Origin of the sequence: Mycobacterium sp. OTB74 (genome assembly GCF_029892685.1) — a bacterium.
Classification (GTDB): domain Bacteria; phylum Actinomycetota; class Actinomycetes; order Mycobacteriales; family Mycobacteriaceae; genus Mycobacterium.
Genome location: NZ_JARXVD010000008.1, coordinates 51,977 through 67,391, shown reverse-complemented (window position 1 = coordinate 67,391; position 15,415 = coordinate 51,977). Strand labels below are relative to the sequence as shown.

The 15,415-nt window shown below is 64.7% G+C and carries 13 protein-coding genes; 7 read left to right on the top strand and 6 right to left on the bottom strand.

The window, feature by feature from the left end; all coding sequences use genetic code 11:
- Nucleotides 1-21: 21 nt before the first annotated feature.
- The 3 genes from M2432_RS12905 to M2432_RS12895 all read left to right on the top strand — a co-directional run bounded on the left by M2432_RS12905 (nt 22) and on the right by M2432_RS12895 (nt 3,500).
- On the top strand, nt 22-876 hold the full coding sequence (locus tag M2432_RS12905) for a GNAT family N-acetyltransferase (RefSeq protein ID WP_280827205.1): 855 nt from the start codon (nt 22-24) through the stop codon (nt 874-876).
- 217 nt (nt 877-1,093) lie between these two features.
- Nucleotides 1,094-2,908, top strand: coding sequence for a penicillin-binding transpeptidase domain-containing protein (locus M2432_RS12900; protein WP_280827204.1), 1,815 nt, complete (start codon nt 1,094-1,096; stop codon nt 2,906-2,908).
- Nucleotides 2,909-2,921: 13 nt separating this feature from the next.
- Entirely contained in the window at nt 2,922-3,500 is a 579-nt protein-coding gene (locus M2432_RS12895; RefSeq protein ID WP_280827203.1) for a DUF1707 domain-containing protein, read from the top strand.
- On the opposite strand, the gene M2432_RS12890 is transcribed toward M2432_RS12895, so the two are convergent.
- The 3 genes from M2432_RS12890 to M2432_RS12880 are packed head-to-tail and all read right to left on the bottom strand — an operon-like array spanning nt 3,497 to nt 6,156.
- Nucleotides 3,497-3,874 carry a PaaI family thioesterase gene (locus M2432_RS12890; protein ID WP_280827202.1) on the bottom strand — a complete coding sequence of 126 codons (378 nt, stop codon included), beginning with the start codon at nt 3,872-3,874 and terminating at the stop codon, nt 3,497-3,499. The genes M2432_RS12895 and M2432_RS12890 overlap by 4 nt on opposite strands.
- A 42-nt stretch (nt 3,875-3,916) precedes the next feature.
- The gene (locus tag M2432_RS12885; protein WP_280827201.1) at nt 3,917-5,098 is read right to left on the bottom strand and encodes a sulfotransferase; all 1,182 of its coding nucleotides are present in this window, start codon (nt 5,096-5,098) and stop codon (nt 3,917-3,919) included.
- Nucleotides 5,095-6,156, bottom strand: coding sequence for a DUF1214 domain-containing protein (locus tag M2432_RS12880; RefSeq protein ID WP_280827200.1), 1,062 nt, complete (start codon nt 6,154-6,156; stop codon nt 5,095-5,097). The genes M2432_RS12885 and M2432_RS12880 overlap by 4 nt, the downstream gene beginning before the upstream one ends.
- Nucleotides 6,157-6,198: 42 nt before the next feature.
- Here M2432_RS12880 and M2432_RS12875 point away from each other — a divergent pair, with 42 nt between their 5' ends.
- From M2432_RS12875 to M2432_RS12865, 3 genes are all read left to right on the top strand, one after another.
- On the top strand, nt 6,199-6,783 hold the full coding sequence (locus tag M2432_RS12875; protein ID WP_280827199.1) for a TetR family transcriptional regulator: 585 nt from the start codon (nt 6,199-6,201) through the stop codon (nt 6,781-6,783).
- 66 nt (nt 6,784-6,849) lie between these two features.
- The gene (gene map / locus M2432_RS12870; RefSeq protein ID WP_280827198.1) at nt 6,850-7,707 is read left to right on the top strand and encodes a type I methionyl aminopeptidase; all 858 of its coding nucleotides are present in this window, start codon (nt 6,850-6,852) and stop codon (nt 7,705-7,707) included.
- The gene (locus M2432_RS12865) at nt 7,704-9,194 is read left to right on the top strand and encodes a cobyric acid synthase (RefSeq protein ID WP_280827197.1); all 1,491 of its coding nucleotides are present in this window, start codon (nt 7,704-7,706) and stop codon (nt 9,192-9,194) included. The genes map and M2432_RS12865 overlap by 4 nt, the downstream gene beginning before the upstream one ends.
- Before the next feature lie 31 nt (nt 9,195-9,225).
- Here M2432_RS12865 and M2432_RS12860 read toward each other — a convergent pair whose 3' ends face one another.
- On the bottom strand, nt 9,226-10,788 hold the full coding sequence (locus M2432_RS12860; RefSeq protein ID WP_280827196.1) for an amino acid permease: 1,563 nt from the start codon (nt 10,786-10,788) through the stop codon (nt 9,226-9,228).
- Nucleotides 10,789-11,229: 441 nt separating this feature from the next.
- Here M2432_RS12860 and M2432_RS12855 point away from each other — a divergent pair, with 441 nt between their 5' ends.
- Nucleotides 11,230-11,784: an alpha/beta hydrolase gene (locus tag M2432_RS12855; protein ID WP_280827195.1), complete on the top strand. Its 555-nt coding sequence runs from the start codon at nt 11,230-11,232 to the stop codon at nt 11,782-11,784.
- A 181-nt stretch (nt 11,785-11,965) separates the two neighbouring features.
- Here the strand turns inward: M2432_RS12855 and gjpA are convergent, their stop codons facing one another.
- Nucleotides 11,966-13,459 (bottom strand): outer membrane porin GjpA, encoded by a 1,494-nt coding sequence (gene gjpA, locus M2432_RS12850; RefSeq protein ID WP_280827194.1) that lies wholly within the window; start codon nt 13,457-13,459, stop codon nt 11,966-11,968.
- Nucleotides 13,460-14,028: 569 nt separating this feature from the next.
- Nucleotides 14,029-15,405 (bottom strand): mycothione reductase, encoded by a 1,377-nt coding sequence (gene mtr / locus M2432_RS12845; RefSeq protein WP_280827193.1) that lies wholly within the window; start codon nt 15,403-15,405, stop codon nt 14,029-14,031.
- Nucleotides 15,406-15,415: the final 10 nt, after the last annotated feature.

Here is a 15,415-nt window from a genome sequence, read left to right as displayed (position 1 = left end):
TCAGGTAGAAGGTCTCAGGAGATGTCGGCTCCTCCGCTGTTCCGGATCGCTGATGCACGCCGGATCTCGGTGGTGCGCGATATTGCGCAGGTTCAGCAGGTTTTCGACGAAGATCCGGTGGGCACGTGCATGGTTGCCGCACGAGTGGGTGACCACGGACTGGATCCGGTGACCATCGGCGGTGAGCTGTGGACGCGCAACAGGCCCGCCGATTCGTTGTGCTTTGCCGGGGTGAACCTGGTTCCGATGCGTGGCACCACCACCGACATGATGGTGTTCGCCGACAAGGTCGTGAGCGCGCCGCGCCGCTGTTCCTCGCTGGTGGGTCGGGCCGAACTGGTGCTGCCCATGTGGCAGCAACTGGTCCCGTCGTGGGGTCCGGCCCGCGAGGTACGCGACTGCCAACCGCTTCTGACGCTCACCGAAGCGCCGCGGTGTCCGATCGACGCGGCGGTACGGCAGGTTCGGATGGACGAACTCGACGCATATCTGGTGGCGGCCGTGGAGATGTTCATCGGTGAGGTCGGGGTCGACCCACGGATAGGCGACGGCGGTCGTGGCTACCGTCGGCGATTGGCGGCACTGATCGCCAGTGGCCGAGCGTGGGCTCGTTTCGAGCATGGCCGGGTGGTGTTCAAGGCCGAGATCGGCGCGCAGACCGCTCAAGTCGGCCAGATTCAGGGCGTCTGGGTGCACCCGGATTGGCGTGGACGCGGGCTGGGGCTGGCCGGGACCGCGACGCTTGCGTCCGCGGTGCTGCACAGCGGACGGATAGCCAGCCTGTACGTCAACGATTTCAACGTCCCGGCCCGGGCGACCTATCGGCGTATCGGATTCACCCAGGTCGGGACGTTCGCAACGGTTCTGCTGGACTGACGCTATTTCGTCGGCGCACCCGTAATCCATTGAATTCTACGAAGGTCCGGCTGCTCTGTGGGTAATCCGATATGCCTGGCGAGCTTTGGGAACGTGTCCTCAGACGGCCCACCTGCGCGGCGTTCTCGGACATCTCGACGGTGTCTCGGATTCTGCACGGACCGGTCTCGGTGCGCCTCCGCCGGTTTGGTGCGGCAAGTTCTTAACATCAGCCCCAATGGCAACGTACACATCATCCGTCACACGTGCGGCCGCTCTGATGGCGGCCGCGGCAGTCGCAGGAGCGATGACCGGCTGCACTCCGAAACCCAATGGTCCCGAACCGACCGCGCAGGCGTTCTTCGCGGCACTGGGCAAGGGAGACACCGGTGCCGCGGCTGAGCTGTCCGACCGCCCGAACGACGCCCGAACTGCGATCAACCAGGCTTGGGCCGGCCTGCAGGCCACGAAGCTCGACGCTCAGGTGCTTGGTTCCAAGTACACCCAGGACACCGGCAAGGTCACCTACCGCTACACCTGGCACCTGCCCAAGGACCGCACCTGGTCCTACACCGGGCAGCTGAACATGATCCGGCAGGATGGGCATTGGCAAGTCCGTTGGGGCACAACCGATCTGCACCCGAACCTGGGTGAGCATCAGAGCATGGTGCTGCGCGCCGACCAACCCAGCCGAGCCTCGGTGAATGAACTCGGCGGCACCGACGTACTGGTACCGGGGTACCACTACCATTTCACACTGGACGCTCGCGCCGCCGCCGGCAATCTGATGTCCACCGCCCGTGCGGTCGCCGATACGCTGCGGCCGTTCGACGACACCATGGATGCCCAGCGACTGGCCGAACAGGCCAGTTCGTCGACCGGGCCGCTGGACCTGATCACCCTGCGCAAGGACGACAACGACAAGGTGTCCCCGGTCATCGGCCGGCTGCCCGGAGTGGTGGTCACCCCACAGCCGGAGATGGTGCCCACCAACGACAGGTTCGCGCCGGCGATCGTCAACCAGATCAAGCAGCAGGTCGCCGACCAGTTGGTGGGCCAGCCCGGTTGGCGCGTGGTCAGCGTCAACCAGAACGGCGCCGATCTGGACGTGCTCAACGAGGTGCCGGGCAAGCCCGCTCCGTCGATAACCATCAGCCTGGACCGCAACGTCCAGAACGCCGCTCAGGATGCGGTGAACATGGTGGGCCGCAAGGCGATGATCGTGGCGCTCAAGCCGTCGACCGGTGAAATCCTCGCGGTCGCACAGAATGCCGCGGCCGACGCCGACGGTCCGACCGCAACCATGGGCCTGTACCCGCCCGGATCGACGTTCAAGATGGTCACCGCAGGAGCTGCCATCGAAAATGACCTGGCCGGGCCCAACACACTGCTCGGCTGCCCGGGCACCATCGACATCGGCAACCGGACCATCCCGAACTACGACAAGTTCGATCTGGGTGTCGTGCCGATGGCCAAGGCGTTCGCCAACTCCTGCAACACCACTTTCGCTGAACTGGCCAGCCGGATGGCGCCGCGAGCGCTGACCAACGCGGCCGCCCAGTACGGCATCGGCGCGGATTACCAGGTCGCCGGGATCGACACCGTCACCGGTGAGGTCCCGCCGACGGTGAACCTGGCCGAACGTACCGAGGATGGGTTCGGCCAGGGCCGGGTGCTGGTCAGCCCGTTCGGTATGGCGCTGGCAGCGGCGACGGTGGCGGCCGGCAAGACCCCGGTACCGCAGCTGATCGAAGGCCGTCCCACCAGCGTGACCGGTACTGGCACCACGATCACCGAGAAGATGATCGACGGCCTGCGGCCGATGATGCAACTGGTGGTCACCAACGGCACCGCGAAGGACCTGCGGGGCAACGGCGACGTCCGGGGCAAGACCGGCGAGGCGGAGTTCCAGGGCGGATCACACGCGTGGTTCGCCGGCTACCGCGGTGATCTGGCCTTTGCAGCGCTGATCGTCGGCGGCGGAGGCTCGGAGACCGCGGTGCGGATGTGTCGGGACATGTTCAAGGGACTGCCGCCCGATTACCTGGTCTGAGTAGCCTTGTTGGATGACCAACGGCGACGAGATCGCGGTGCTGCGCGTGTCCGATGCCGACCGCAACGGCACCATGCGTCGGCTGCATAACGCGGTGGCACTCGGACTGATCGATATGGACGAGTTCTCAGAACGGTCCGCACTGGTGGCCATGGCCCGGCAGCACAGCGACCTGGCAGTGCTCGTCGGTGACCTACCCGGACCAGGTGCCATCGTGTCCGCGGCGACCGACCGGGTCGAGTTGCGCGGCGTCATGGGCTCGCTCAAGCGGCAAGGGGAATGGGTGGTGCCCACCCGGCTGGCCCTGGTGCGCCGGGTCGGCTCGATCGACCTGAACCTGACCAGGGCCCGGTTCGCCGGTCCGATCGCGATCATCGAACTGGACCTGCGGTTCAGCTCGCTGGACTTGCGACTGCCCGACGGGGCCAGCGCATCCATCGACGATGTCGAAGTGGCCGTCGGCAGCGCCTGCGACCACCGCAAGGACGCCCCCGCCGAAGGAAGCCCGCACGTCATCCTCACGGGCCGGGTGTCGTTCGGATCAGTCGACATCCGCGGCCCGAAGCGGCCCTGGCTGCGCCGCAAGGGCTAACGCGGTTCCAAGACGGCGAAGGTCAGAGTGGCCCGGGCGGCCAACCGGTCCCGGCCGATATCGGTGACATCGACCGACGTGACGATCAGTCGTTTACCGGCCCGCACGATTCGCGCCTCGGCGCGGGCTCGGTCCATGACCGGCGCCAGGAAATGGATGTTGAGGTCGGCGGTTGTGACGTCGTAGCCGTTACCGGTGGCCCGGCCCGCCAGGATGCCGGCAGCGATATCGATCAGGGTGGCGACCACGCCACCCTGCAGGGCGCCGCGCACATTGGCCAGATCGGGACGGTTGTCCATCTCCATGACGAGGCGGTCGTCAGTTGACTCGATCTCGACGTAGTCCAGCCGGCTCAGGATGTGCTCTTCGCTCACGGCCGTACGGTAACACCATTACCGCTATAGGAGAATGGGCCTCTACCTCAATGCCTCGGTCGGCACACCGAAGCGCTCCTGGTACCCGCTGACCTGGGCCCGCACCTCGCCGGCGTCCAGTCCGGTGTCGGCCCACCGGTAGCGTGTGCCGCCGCCGTCGCCGGGATGGGCGGCGAGGAAATCGTGCATGCGCTGTTCGGTGGCCGGCGTGAGCTCGCGGCCCAGCGCACCGTACAGGTCACCGATAGTGGCGAGCGGGTCGCGGATGAAATCGGCGAACTGGACATCGATGATCTGACCCGGTGTCAGCACGCCGGAGTCGCGGACTTTCATCGAACGTTCCAGCCCGGCGATGATCTCTTCGCGCGACTGCTGCGCGCATTCGGCAATGTCACTGTGATCGGAAGCCAGTCGGCGCAGGTGGGTGGTGAGCGCGGCAATGGACGAGATGACGTTGAGCGGGTCGCGGTGGGTCTGCACGATCACTGCGTCGGGGTATTCGGCGACCAGGGCGTCCAGCTGCCACAGATGTGCCGGTGACTTCAGCAGCCATTGGGTGGGTGCGGACGGGCCCGGAACTCCGGATTGCAAGTGCTGCAAGAAGATCCGGTGATACCGGTACGCGTCGCGGTGGTCGGCGGTGTGTAGTAGCCAGCGGTAGTACGTGGGCAGCCGGTACTGCACCGAGAAGATCATGCTGCAGAACTGGCCGGCTGACATCCGCACGCATTCCTGCCCGACCAGTGCGCCCATCGGATGGTGCGCCAGCAGGCCGGGCACCAGCTGTTCGGACATCTCGATGTTGGCCTGGATCTGCGCGATCCGGGGATCGGTGGTGTAGGTCTCCGGCTGCGGCAGTGGCCACGGTGCGTCAACCTCCCACGTCAGGGGTGGTCGTAGCGCGGGATCCTGGGCCAGGAGATCGAACAGGATGGTGGTTCCGGTGCGCGGCTGGCCGACGATGAAGATGGGCCGTTCGACGGGAGTGGCAGGGACAGCGGGATTTTCCTTGCGCCACTGCATGATTCGCAGCCTGTGTACCAGCGGATTGACGATGTCCATGAGAGCGATCTCGACGCCCAGATCGTTGAGTCTGGCTTCGCTGGCCAGTCCCTCCGTGAGCAACTCCAGGTTCTCGCGCCAGCCCCCGGGCTCACCGAAATCGTCGCTGCCTGCCTGGTCGCAGGCCTGCGCGATCAGGGTGTCTGGGTTGAAGCGGTTCATTTCACAGTCACCTTCACCTCAGGAGCGGCGGGGTTGTCCAGCCAGCGCAGCACGACGAAACCGCGGCGGTGCCCACCGGTGTCCAACCAGTGGCCGTGCCCGGAATCCTTGGCGCCGATGGCAATCCGGACTTTGCCGTCGGCGTCAGCGGCCACGCCCTTGTCGGTCACCGAGCTGTGCCGGCGTCGGGGCTCGATGCATTCATGCCAGATGTTCTCCAGCGTGATGTTCCAGTAGCGGGTTTCGGGCGGGGTGAATTCGAGGACCAGGGTCTGGTCATCGGCTAGTCCGAATGTGCCGATCATGTAGAGGTTGTCGGGTGTGGTGTCCGCCGAGCCCAGGGCAGCCGCCTCGGCGGTCACCAGCACGTTGGGTGTCTCGAGCAGTTCGGGCTTGATGGTGCGGTGCAGTGTCGTCAGTTTCATGAGCGTCCACGCCATGGCGGTGAACTGCTCAGCCACCTCCGAATCAGACAGTGGCACAGGCGGTCCCGCGTCGAGGGTCTCGATGTGCAAGGTTGCCGGCCGCTCGGTGGCCGCGTCGCCGACGTACTCGCGCACCACGATTGAGGCGGCATCGGCGGGAATCTGCAACCACTGCGCGCCGCCGAGATCGGCGGGTTCTTCGGCAGACACCATGATCGTGAACACATCTCCGGTCAATTTAAGGTCCGTGTCGCTGAGATAGGCGGCCATCCGGCGTGGGGTCATGCCGGTGCCGGCGAGTACCTGGAAGCCCAGATATGCGGTGGTGCCCCGGGTTCCGGTGATCCGGTAGGTGCGGTCGCCGCGGATCATGGCCAACAGGTAGCGGCCGTCGGGATTGGGCCCGCCTACAAGCCGGGTGGGGGAGCACATGTCGAAGAACCAGGGCAGCTCCGGGTCGGCCTCGACGGACAGCTCTGAGCACAGTCCCGTGACACGGGACACCACCCGCAGCCCGTCGAGGAGTTCGCGTTCGTCACGGGCATCGGCCTTCACCACCTCGGTGATGTCACCGACCATCTTCTGCACGAACTGCCAGGCTTCCAGGGCCTTCGGGGCCCGCTGTTCACTCATACTGAGACGTAGTATCAGATGAGACGTAGTATCAGGACCGAAATGACCGAACCCGTTCCCTTGAACGTCCGCAAGCGCCAGGCCACGCGCGACCGGATCGCCGCGTCCGCCGCGCAGCTTGTCGCTGCGGATGGCCTGGCCGCCACCACCGTGGAGCGCATCGCCGCTGAGGCAGAGGTTGGCCGTGCGACGTTCTTCCGGTATTTCGCGTCCAAGGAGGACGCGGTCGCCGACGGGATGACCAGGCATTGGCTCGACGTCATCACCGCACAACTTGCCGCCCAACCCGCTGGGCTGTCGGCACGGGACGCCGTGGTGGGGGCGTTTCACGACCTCGGTGACGGCTTCGACGCGATCAGGGCGCAGGTGCGTGAGCTGGCGACCCTCACCCGGTCGTCGCCGGCGCTCAGCGCCTGGACGCTGCAGATCTACGTCGGGTACGAAACCGCGATTGCGGACCTGGTGGCGCCCAGGCTGCCCGACCTGACCCCCGATGATCCCCGGCCGCGGCTCATCGGCGCGCTGGCCATGGCTTCGGTGCGCATAGCCCTCGACGACTGGCTGCAGCACGGCGGGTCACTGCCGCAGCGGGTGCGTGCGGCGTTGGACGCGCTCGCGGTGGGCTGACAGTCAAGCATCGTCGGCGAGCCGACAGTCAAGCATCGTCGGCGAGCCGACAGTTAGGCTTGTGCGATGTCTGTCCGTACCGCCCTGCAGCCCGGTGAGTTGTCCCCGACCCTGCCGGTTCCCAAGTCGATCCCTCGCCCGGAGTATGCGTGGAAGTCGACGGTCCAGGAAGGCAGCGAGCCCTGGGTGCAGACCCCCGAGGTGATCGAGAAGATGCGCGTGGCTGGGCGTATCGCCGCCGCGGCGCTGGCCGAAGCAGGTAAGGCGGTGGCGCCCGGCGTCACCACCGATGCCCTGGATCGCATCGCGCACGAGTACATGATCGACCACGGCGCGTATCCATCAACGTTGGGCTACAAGGGATTTCCGAAGTCCTGCTGCACCTCGCTGAATGAGATCATCTGCCATGGAATTCCGGACTCGACGGTGATCGAGGACGGCGACATCGTCAATATCGACGTCACCGCCTACATCGACGGCGTGCACGGCGATACCAACGCCACCTTCCTGGCCGGCGACGTGTCCGAGGAGCATCGCCTGCTGGTCGAGCGCACCCACGAGGCCACCATGCGGGCCATCAAGGCGGTCAAGCCGGGGCGTGCATTGTCCGCGGTCGGCCGGGTCATCGAGGCCTACGCAAACCGGTTCGGCTACAACGTGGTTCGCGATTTTACCGGCCACGGCATCGGCGAGACGTTCCACAACGGGCTGATCGTGCTGCACTACGACCAGCCGGCGGTGGAGACCGTGCTGGAGCCGGGCATGACCTTCACCATCGAGCCGATGATCAATCTGGGCTCACTGGACTACGAGATCTGGGACGACACCTGGACCGTGGCCACCAAGGACAAGAAGTGGACGGCGCAGTTCGAGCACACCCTGGTGGTGACCGATGATGGCGCCGAGATCCTGACTTTGGCGTGACCGCCGGGGCGCTGCTGGTCGCCGGCACCACATCGGACGCCGGTAAGTCGATGGTGGTTGCCGGACTGTGTCGGCTGCTGGTGCGTCGCGGTGTCCGGGTGGCGCCGTTCAAGGCCCAGAACATGTCCAACAACTCGGCGGTCACCGTCGAGGGCGGTGAGATCGGCCGGGCGCAGGCCATGCAGGCCCGAGCGTGCGGGCTGGCGCCCAGTGTGCGGTTCAACCCGATCCTGCTCAAGCCCGGTGGTGACCGAACGTCCCAACTGGTCGTGCGCGGCGTCGTCGCCGGCACCGTGGCGGCCGGCGATTACTTCACCCGCCGGACCCAGCTGGCATCCGTAATCGCCGACGAATTGGCTTCGCTCCGAAGCGAATTCGATGTCGTCATCTGCGAGGGTGCGGGCTCACCGGCTGAGATCAACCTGCGTGCCACCGACGTGGCCAATATGGGACTGGCCAGGGCGGCGCAGATTCCTGTGGTGGTGGTCGGCGACATCGACCGCGGTGGGCTTCTGGCGCATCTGTATGGCACGGTGGCAGTGCTGGAACCGGACGATCAGAGGCTGATCGCGGGGTTCTTGGTCAACAAGTTTCGCGGCGATGCTGCGCTGCTGGCGCCGGGACTGGACCAACTGGAAAAGCTCACCGGGCGGCCGACCTACGGCGTCATCCCGTACAGCGACGAGATGTGGCTCGACGCCGAGGATTCGTTGACCGTCGGCGCCCGCGGGCTGTTGGGACGACCAGCGCCACCGCGGGGGACGGAGGGTCTGACGGTCGCGGCGGTGCGGTTGCCGCGGATCTCGAACTCCACCGATGTCGAGGCGCTGGCCTGCGAGCCGGGGGTTCAGGTGCGGTGGGTCGACTCACCGGCGGACCTGGTCGGAGTCGACGTGGTGGTATTGCCTGGCAGCAAGGCGACGGTCGACGATCTTGGTTGGTTGCGGGAGCGCGGGTTTGCCGATGCGGTTGTGGCACATGCTGAGTCGGGGCGTGCCGTGCTCGGCGTATGTGGCGGGTTCCAGATGTTGTGTTCGGTGATCAATGACGATGTGGAGTCCGGAGCCGGCCGGGTAGCAGGACTGGGATTGTTGGACGCCGACATCGCGTTCGATGCCGAGAAGACGTTGCGGCATTGGGATAAACCGTTGTACGGCTATGAAATTCATCATGGTCAGGTTGTCAGGTGCGCCGAGCAGGACTGGCTGAACGTCGGTATCTGCCGGGGCAATGTCTTCGGTACACACTGGCACGGGCTGATGGACAACGACGGCGTCCGGCGCGATTGGCTGGATTCGGCCGCATCTGCCGCCGGCCGCAGCGGTTTCGTGGTGGCCGAGGACATTGACGTCGCGGCCCTGCGGGACGCCCAACTGGACGTCATGGCGGACCTGCTGGCCGAGCACGTAGACATCGACGCATTACTCGGGCTGCTCGATTCGGGTGCGCCGCCGCGACCGGTGATCGTCAGCGATTTGCACGGGTAGTCGAAGTGACCCGCCAGTCAGCCAGTCGGGCTCAGCCGACGGCCTCGACGGCGTCGACCTGCTTGATCGGACCGGTGAACCAGTTCTTCACCGACGCGTGCCAGTAGATGTAGAGCAGCAACAGGACACCGCCGACCAACAACGGCGTGTAGTTGACGAACTTCCATTCGAAGCTGGGGTCCCACGGCACCCCGCCCAATGACGTGGGGAACATCGCGATGACGGAGGTGATCGCGATCTCGGCCAGTGCTACCGGTGCCATCCACTTGTGGTGTCCATGGAGATTCCAACTGCCCGTTTCGAATTCGTCGCCCGCCCGCCAGCGGTAGTAGATCGGCACGGCGAAACACAGGTAGACCCCGACAACTCCGATCGACACGACGGCATAGAACGCCACCGGTGTGGGTGTGCCGTTGACGTCCACCTTGACCAGGGCGGGCAAGGTCAGCGCCGCGGCCACCACCGCGGTGATGGTCACGCTGTGCGCCGGAACCTTGTTCTTGCTGACAGCGGACCACCACCGGTGTCCCGGCACCGCACGGTCTCGGCTGAAGGCGAAGAGCATCCGTGAGGCGCTGGTCTGGCATGCGGTGGCGCAGAAGAACTGACCGGCGGTGGAGATGAACAACACCAGTACGACGAGGTTGTTGTTCTTGAGTGCCTGGCTGACGATTTCTGCGACCGGGGTCGACGCGGCGGAAACCTTGTCGGGGTCCTGGACGGCAAACAGAAAGGCCAACAACAGAATCCATCCGCCGATGGCCGAGTAGAAGATCGATCGCCAGATGCCGTTAGCGGCGGCATTGGCGGCACTCTTGGTTTCCTCGGACAGGTGCGCCGACGCGTCGTACCCGGTGATGGTGTACTGGGTCAGGATCACAGAAATGGGCAGTACGACCAACAACCAGCCCAGGCCTGAGGTTGCGCCGCCGAACATTCCGCTGTTGTTGACGGTCTTGGCGAAGACGTCGGAGAAACTCGCGTGGTGGCTGGGTACGAAGACCAGGATCGCGATCACGGCCGCCGCGCCGAAGACGTGCCACCACACCGAGACGTTGTTGATGACAGCCAGCAGATGACTGGAGAAGATGTTGATCACCGCGGAAATGACCAAGATGATCAGGAAGATGACGAAGGTCCGGGTAAGGCTGTAGCCGCTGAGCCAATCGTTGCTCATGGTATCCAGGGTGAGGTCCAGAAATGTCGCGCAGCCATACGCCACCGATGCCTGGATGGCGACCAGGCCGATCAGGTTGAGCCAGCCGGCATAAAACCCGGCCTTGGCGCCGCCGAGTTTTGCTGCCCACCAATAGATTCCGCCAGAGGTGGGGAAGGCGGAGACCAGCTCGGACATACACAGGCCGATGATCAAGATGAAGGCCGCGACGATGGGCCAACCCCAGGCGATGGCTGCCGGACCCCCGTTGTTCCAGCCCAGTCCGAAAGAGGTGAAGCACCCGGCCAGAATCGAGATGATGGAGAACGAGATGGCGAAATTGTTGAAGCCGGACCAGGACCGTTGCAGTTCCTGGCTGTACCCGAGTTTGGCCAGGAGCTGTTCGTCTTCGGTGAGTGCTTCGTGTCCCTCCGGCACAGGCGTTCTCCTTTCGCGTGGTCCGAATCCGCGGTCCGAATCTCTGAACAGCGGCCCAATTTTTTTAGAACAATAGGGCGCGGCCGCCTACTGCGCTCGCCGATCGGGTTGAGCGCTCGGACTGGGTGCTTTATCGGCCCTGCAGGTTCCGGTACGCCACGGTTGCCCAGGATGCCAGGGGATTTGTCCGGAAGGTTCATCGACGGTGGCGGTGGGTACCGCAGTCCCTGCACCTATGGAGACATGGGATTCGTTGTCTCACTTGTCAATACGATGACATCAACGGCTGCCAAACAGTTTGACGGGCCGGGCCGGGGCAACAGGATGTTCGCAGCGCGCGGCGGGTAGCTGGTATCGACGCGACGTTGATCGGTCCTAATACCCACGCGGGCCGATCGTAAATATAGGCGCTGCACCGCCGGGGTTCGCTACGGTTGCCTCATGCCAACCATCGAAACCGTCGACGGCTTCGACGCGCACGTCGAACTGGCCGGCCCCGAGGGAGCGCCGGCCGTGGTGGTGCTGGCGGCAGACGGTCAGATGCCGTCCGAGTACAACACGCTGTGCAAGTTGTTGCACACCGCGTCATTGCGCACCATGGTGATCGCCGCAGACGCCCGATTGAGCGTGAATTCAGTTGTGGGGATTATGGATACCCTTGAGGTGCGGTGGGCTCTGTTGGTGGGCGACCGGGACGGCGCCGAGCTGGCCTGGCGGTTGGCCGCCAACAGGCTCGATCGGTTCACCGCTCTGGTGGTCATTGACCGCGGGCATCCCCGGTCCATGGACGGCCCCGCCGGGGATGCTCACTGCCCGCCGGTGGAGGTGAACACCACCGCGGTGGTCACCACAGCCGGTGCGCGGCAGGTGGTAGCTGCCGGGCAGCGCTTCGTCTACGGCGACTTCCGGCTGGTCGACATGATCGGGCGGCGCGCCACCGAGGAATTCACCGCGCAATTGGCCAACGAGGTGGTGCTGCGCAGCAGCACCTGGTGACGGGTTCGGCCACGGCGGCTGGTCGAAGCCGGCCGTCGTCACGGTCACCTACTAAAGTGCGCCGTGTTTGTCGACCTTGGACTGCGTGGCTGGTTTGGTCGTCTTGGCTTCTGTTTGGCTGACCATGATGATGGGGCCCCTCGATTACGAAGGGCCCCATCGATTTTGGAGAGTGGTGCAGCTACTTGCCTGAGCCGCCTTTGTTGTCGCTGTGGCTCCCGGTGCTGTTGCTCTTGGCGGCCGAACCGGTCTTGGCTGAGCTGACGGCGCTCGAGGTCGACTTGGGTGAGTCGGGCTTCGTTGAGCTCGAACTGCTCTGTCCGATCCGGCTCACCTTGGGTTCCGACTTCTTGGTCGAGGTCGATGACCCGTTCGAGTCGGTGCCGCCTGCAGTTCCGGTCGACGCCGCTTCGGTTGAGGCGGTGGAACTCTCGGCGCTGGTGGCTGACGGCTGATCGGCGTTCTGCTGAGTGGCAGCCGGATTCGTCGCCGCGGTCGACGTAGCTACGGTCGACGTGGTGAGCTTCTGCACCGCCTGCGTCGTCTGTGCGGCCACCTGACTTGCCGCGGCCTGCGGGATGGAGGTGGCCGCTACCGACGTCGCCGCGGTTTTGGCCGCACTGGCCGACACCGCGCTGGTGCTGTTCTGCGTGGTGGACGACGCCAGTGATGTGACGAGGCTGGCCAGCGGATTACCGGTTCCACTCCAGCCGATCGCCTTGGCGAGCACTTGCCCCAGGGTGCTGATCGCGGTCAGCGGTCCCACTGCAGAGCCCGCCACCGAAAGGGGGTCGCCGAAGAGCGTGAGGTCGAGTCCGGCGGCATTGAAGATCGACCCGCCAACGCCGGTGCGACTGAGGGTGCTGCCGGGCGTGAGCAGCCCGCCCAGGCTGAGGGTCAAGCCGTCCAACGTAATTCCGTCCGGCAGCAACCCGGAGGCGTTGGCGAGAGGCGCTGCCACCGCGCTGATATCGAGGGTGGCGCCGTTGAGGAACCCGTTGACCATGCTGGCCGGAATGTTGAATGCATCCTGCGCCGCAGTCGCCAGATCGGATTGGCCGAGTGCGGTGACGATGCTCTGCACGCTGTTGGCCAGTGCGACCGCGGGGCTCAGGACCGGTCCTGCCAGGCCGATCAACACGCCGCTGAGCGGTGAGGACAGGAAGTTGAGTACCTGGGTGACCGTGTCGGTTGTGGATCCTGCCGGCAGCAAGTAGGGAATCACCGTAAGCAGGGCGTAGTGCAGGCTGTCGAGGGTGTTGCTGGTCACGGACGACACGGTGTCGTCGCTGGCGTTGATCAGCGTGCTGGCGGCAACCGCGGCCTGGACGTTGGTGGAGATCTGATTGAGCACCGTGCTGAAGTTGCTGGGGTTCTGCACGATCTCACCGAGGTAGGTCACCTGATTGGCGATGATCTGCTGCAGTAGCGGGAACGGAGTTCCGGTGGATGCGTTTGCGATGGCCGTGGCACCCGCAACAGCAGTGTTGTAGGTGTCGGTCCAGGCCTGGAACGGGTTGGAATCCGCAGTGAGCCGGACCGCTGCGGAGCTCACCGCGGGCAGCGCCTTCATATGCACGTCGGGCAATGCCGGCGCGAGCGCGGTGAAGGCGATCATGCCGGCCCCCGCCATGCAAACCCCTGCGGTGAGGCGTGGACGAACAGCGATCTGCATCGTCATTTCCTTTGCTGTAGATGGTGCCAATCATCGAATTGACTTCGAAGTAATTAGATAGTTATCCGATGTGTACATGTCAACGGCCTTTTGGTGTTACATAGAGAGTGCTCACGGTGGCCTGGGGGTGCCTTCTATATTTGCTGAAGGTGATACCCCGAGCCTGTCCCGGCATCGAAACGACCGGTGTGGTCTCGCTGGGCGGAGCGCTCGGCAAACGGTCTGGCCAATCGGTTCCGCATTCACAGCATCTATATATCGTTAGCCATGCTTTTGATTTCTCGCGCCATATCACCGCAGTTACCAGGCGGTAATTTACTCATCAGTAGGTTCGTTTGTGACGTGCATCACTTTGCTGCGTGAGTGTGTGGGCCGTCATCGAGGCCGAGGTGGGTAAACCGCGTTTGCTGGCGCCGATCGAGTCGGCTTGCTGGGGGCGGTATGCGTTGACAAATTCGCCCCGTTTGTACTGTTAGCCCGCGGTGGCCGACAGTGGTGTGATCTATCTCACTGCGGTTCGATGGAACCTGGTGTGGCGAGCCGTGGTCGCTCGGACCCGGACGAGACGGTCAGACCAGGCCCAGCAGGGCGTTCTCGACGACCTCCGGCAGCGCCGGATGAATCCAGTACTGGCCGCGGGCAACCTCTTGCGCGGTCTGGCCGAACGACATGGCCTGGATAAGCGGCTGGATGATCGACGATGCCTGGTACCCCATGATGTGCGCGCCCAGCAGCCTGCCGGTGCCGCGCTCGCCGATCAGCTTGGCCACCCCGGTGGTGTCCTCCATGGCCCAGCCGTAGGCCGTGTCGCCGTACGCCTGCAATTTGGTCACCACATCGAAACCCGCTGCGCGCGCTTCGGTTTCGTTCATCCCGACCATCGCGACCTGCGGGTCGGTGAACACCGCTGCGGGCACGAAACGGTGATCACTGGCTACCAGATCACCGTCCCAGTCGCGCAGCAGGTTCTCCTTGACGGTGCGCGCCTCGTGGTTGGCGACGTGCTTGAGTTGATGTGGCGACGACACGTCGCCCAACGCGAAAATCCCTCGCGCCGTGGTGCGTTGGAATTCGTCGACCACCACATAGCCGTCGTCGTCGAACTCGACCCCGGCCAACTCGGCATCGAGCAGATCGCCGTTGGGCACCCTGCCGGTGGCCACCAGCAACAAGTCCGCGTCCAGGGTCTGTCCGTCATCGAGCGACAGCACGATGCGCTCGCCGTCCTGGTGTGCACCGTTGACGTTCTCGTGGGTCCGGATGGTCCATTTCTTGGAGACCACCGTGCCGAACCGGTGACAAATTTCCTGGTCACAGCGCCGCAGCAGCCGGTCACCACGCAACAGGATCGTCACGCGAACGCCCAGCGACGAGAAGACGTGCGCAAACTCCACCGAGATGAAACCACCGCCGACGATCACCAGGTGCTCGGGCAACTCCGGTATCCGCATGATGTCGTCGCTGGTGTAATAGCGCACACCGGAATCGGCGATGGCCGTGGGAATCCGGCTGCGCGAACCGGCCGCGATCACCACCTGGTCAGCGCTGAATTCGTCCCCGGCCGCGGTGCGCAGCGTGTAGCGGCCGTCGGGCAGCTTGGGGCCGAACCGGGTGTGGCTGGCGTACACCGTGACGTTCGGCAGGCTGCGTCGATACTCTTCGCCACCTGCGGCGATCGGGTCGATCCGGCCGAACACCCGGTTCACGATGTCCGGCCAGCGCACCCCGTCGATGCGTGAGTCGATTCCGTAAGTGGCACTGTGCCTTATTGTCTGGGCGACTTCTGCTGCGTAGACGAACATCTTGGTGGGGATGCATCCGACATTGAGGCAGGTACCGCCAAAGGTGCCCTCCTCGCAGATGGCAACCTTCTTATCGGCATACCGATCATCGAGAACGCTGTTCCCAGAACCGGTTCCGATGATCGCCAGGTCGTAGTGCTCCATGTGGCGCCGT

Bases quoted from the DNA above. Each gene is read 5' to 3' on its own strand.
- M2432_RS12905 (WP_280827205.1), top strand. From the start codon at position 22: ATGTCGGCTCCTCCGCTGTTCCGGATCGCTGATGCACGCCGGATCTCG.
- M2432_RS12900 (WP_280827204.1), top strand. From the start codon at position 1,094: ATGGCAACGTACACATCATCCGTCACACGTGCGGCCGCTCTGATGGCG.
- M2432_RS12895 (WP_280827203.1), top strand. From the start codon at position 2,922: ATGACCAACGGCGACGAGATCGCGGTGCTGCGCGTGTCCGATGCCGAC.
- M2432_RS12885 (WP_280827201.1), bottom strand. From the start codon at position 5,098: ATGAACCGCTTCAACCCAGACACCCTGATCGCGCAGGCCTGCGACCAG.
- M2432_RS12880 (WP_280827200.1), bottom strand. From the start codon at position 6,156: ATGAGTGAACAGCGGGCCCCGAAGGCCCTGGAAGCCTGGCAGTTCGTG.
- M2432_RS12875 (WP_280827199.1), top strand. From the start codon at position 6,199: ATGACCGAACCCGTTCCCTTGAACGTCCGCAAGCGCCAGGCCACGCGC.
- map (WP_280827198.1), top strand. From the start codon at position 6,850: ATGTCTGTCCGTACCGCCCTGCAGCCCGGTGAGTTGTCCCCGACCCTG.
- M2432_RS12855 (WP_280827195.1), top strand. From the start codon at position 11,230: ATGCCAACCATCGAAACCGTCGACGGCTTCGACGCGCACGTCGAACTG.
- gjpA (WP_280827194.1), bottom strand. From the start codon at position 13,459: ATGCAGATCGCTGTTCGTCCACGCCTCACCGCAGGGGTTTGCATGGCG.
- mtr (WP_280827193.1), bottom strand. From the start codon at position 15,405: ATGGAGCACTACGACCTGGCGATCATCGGAACCGGTTCTGGGAACAGC.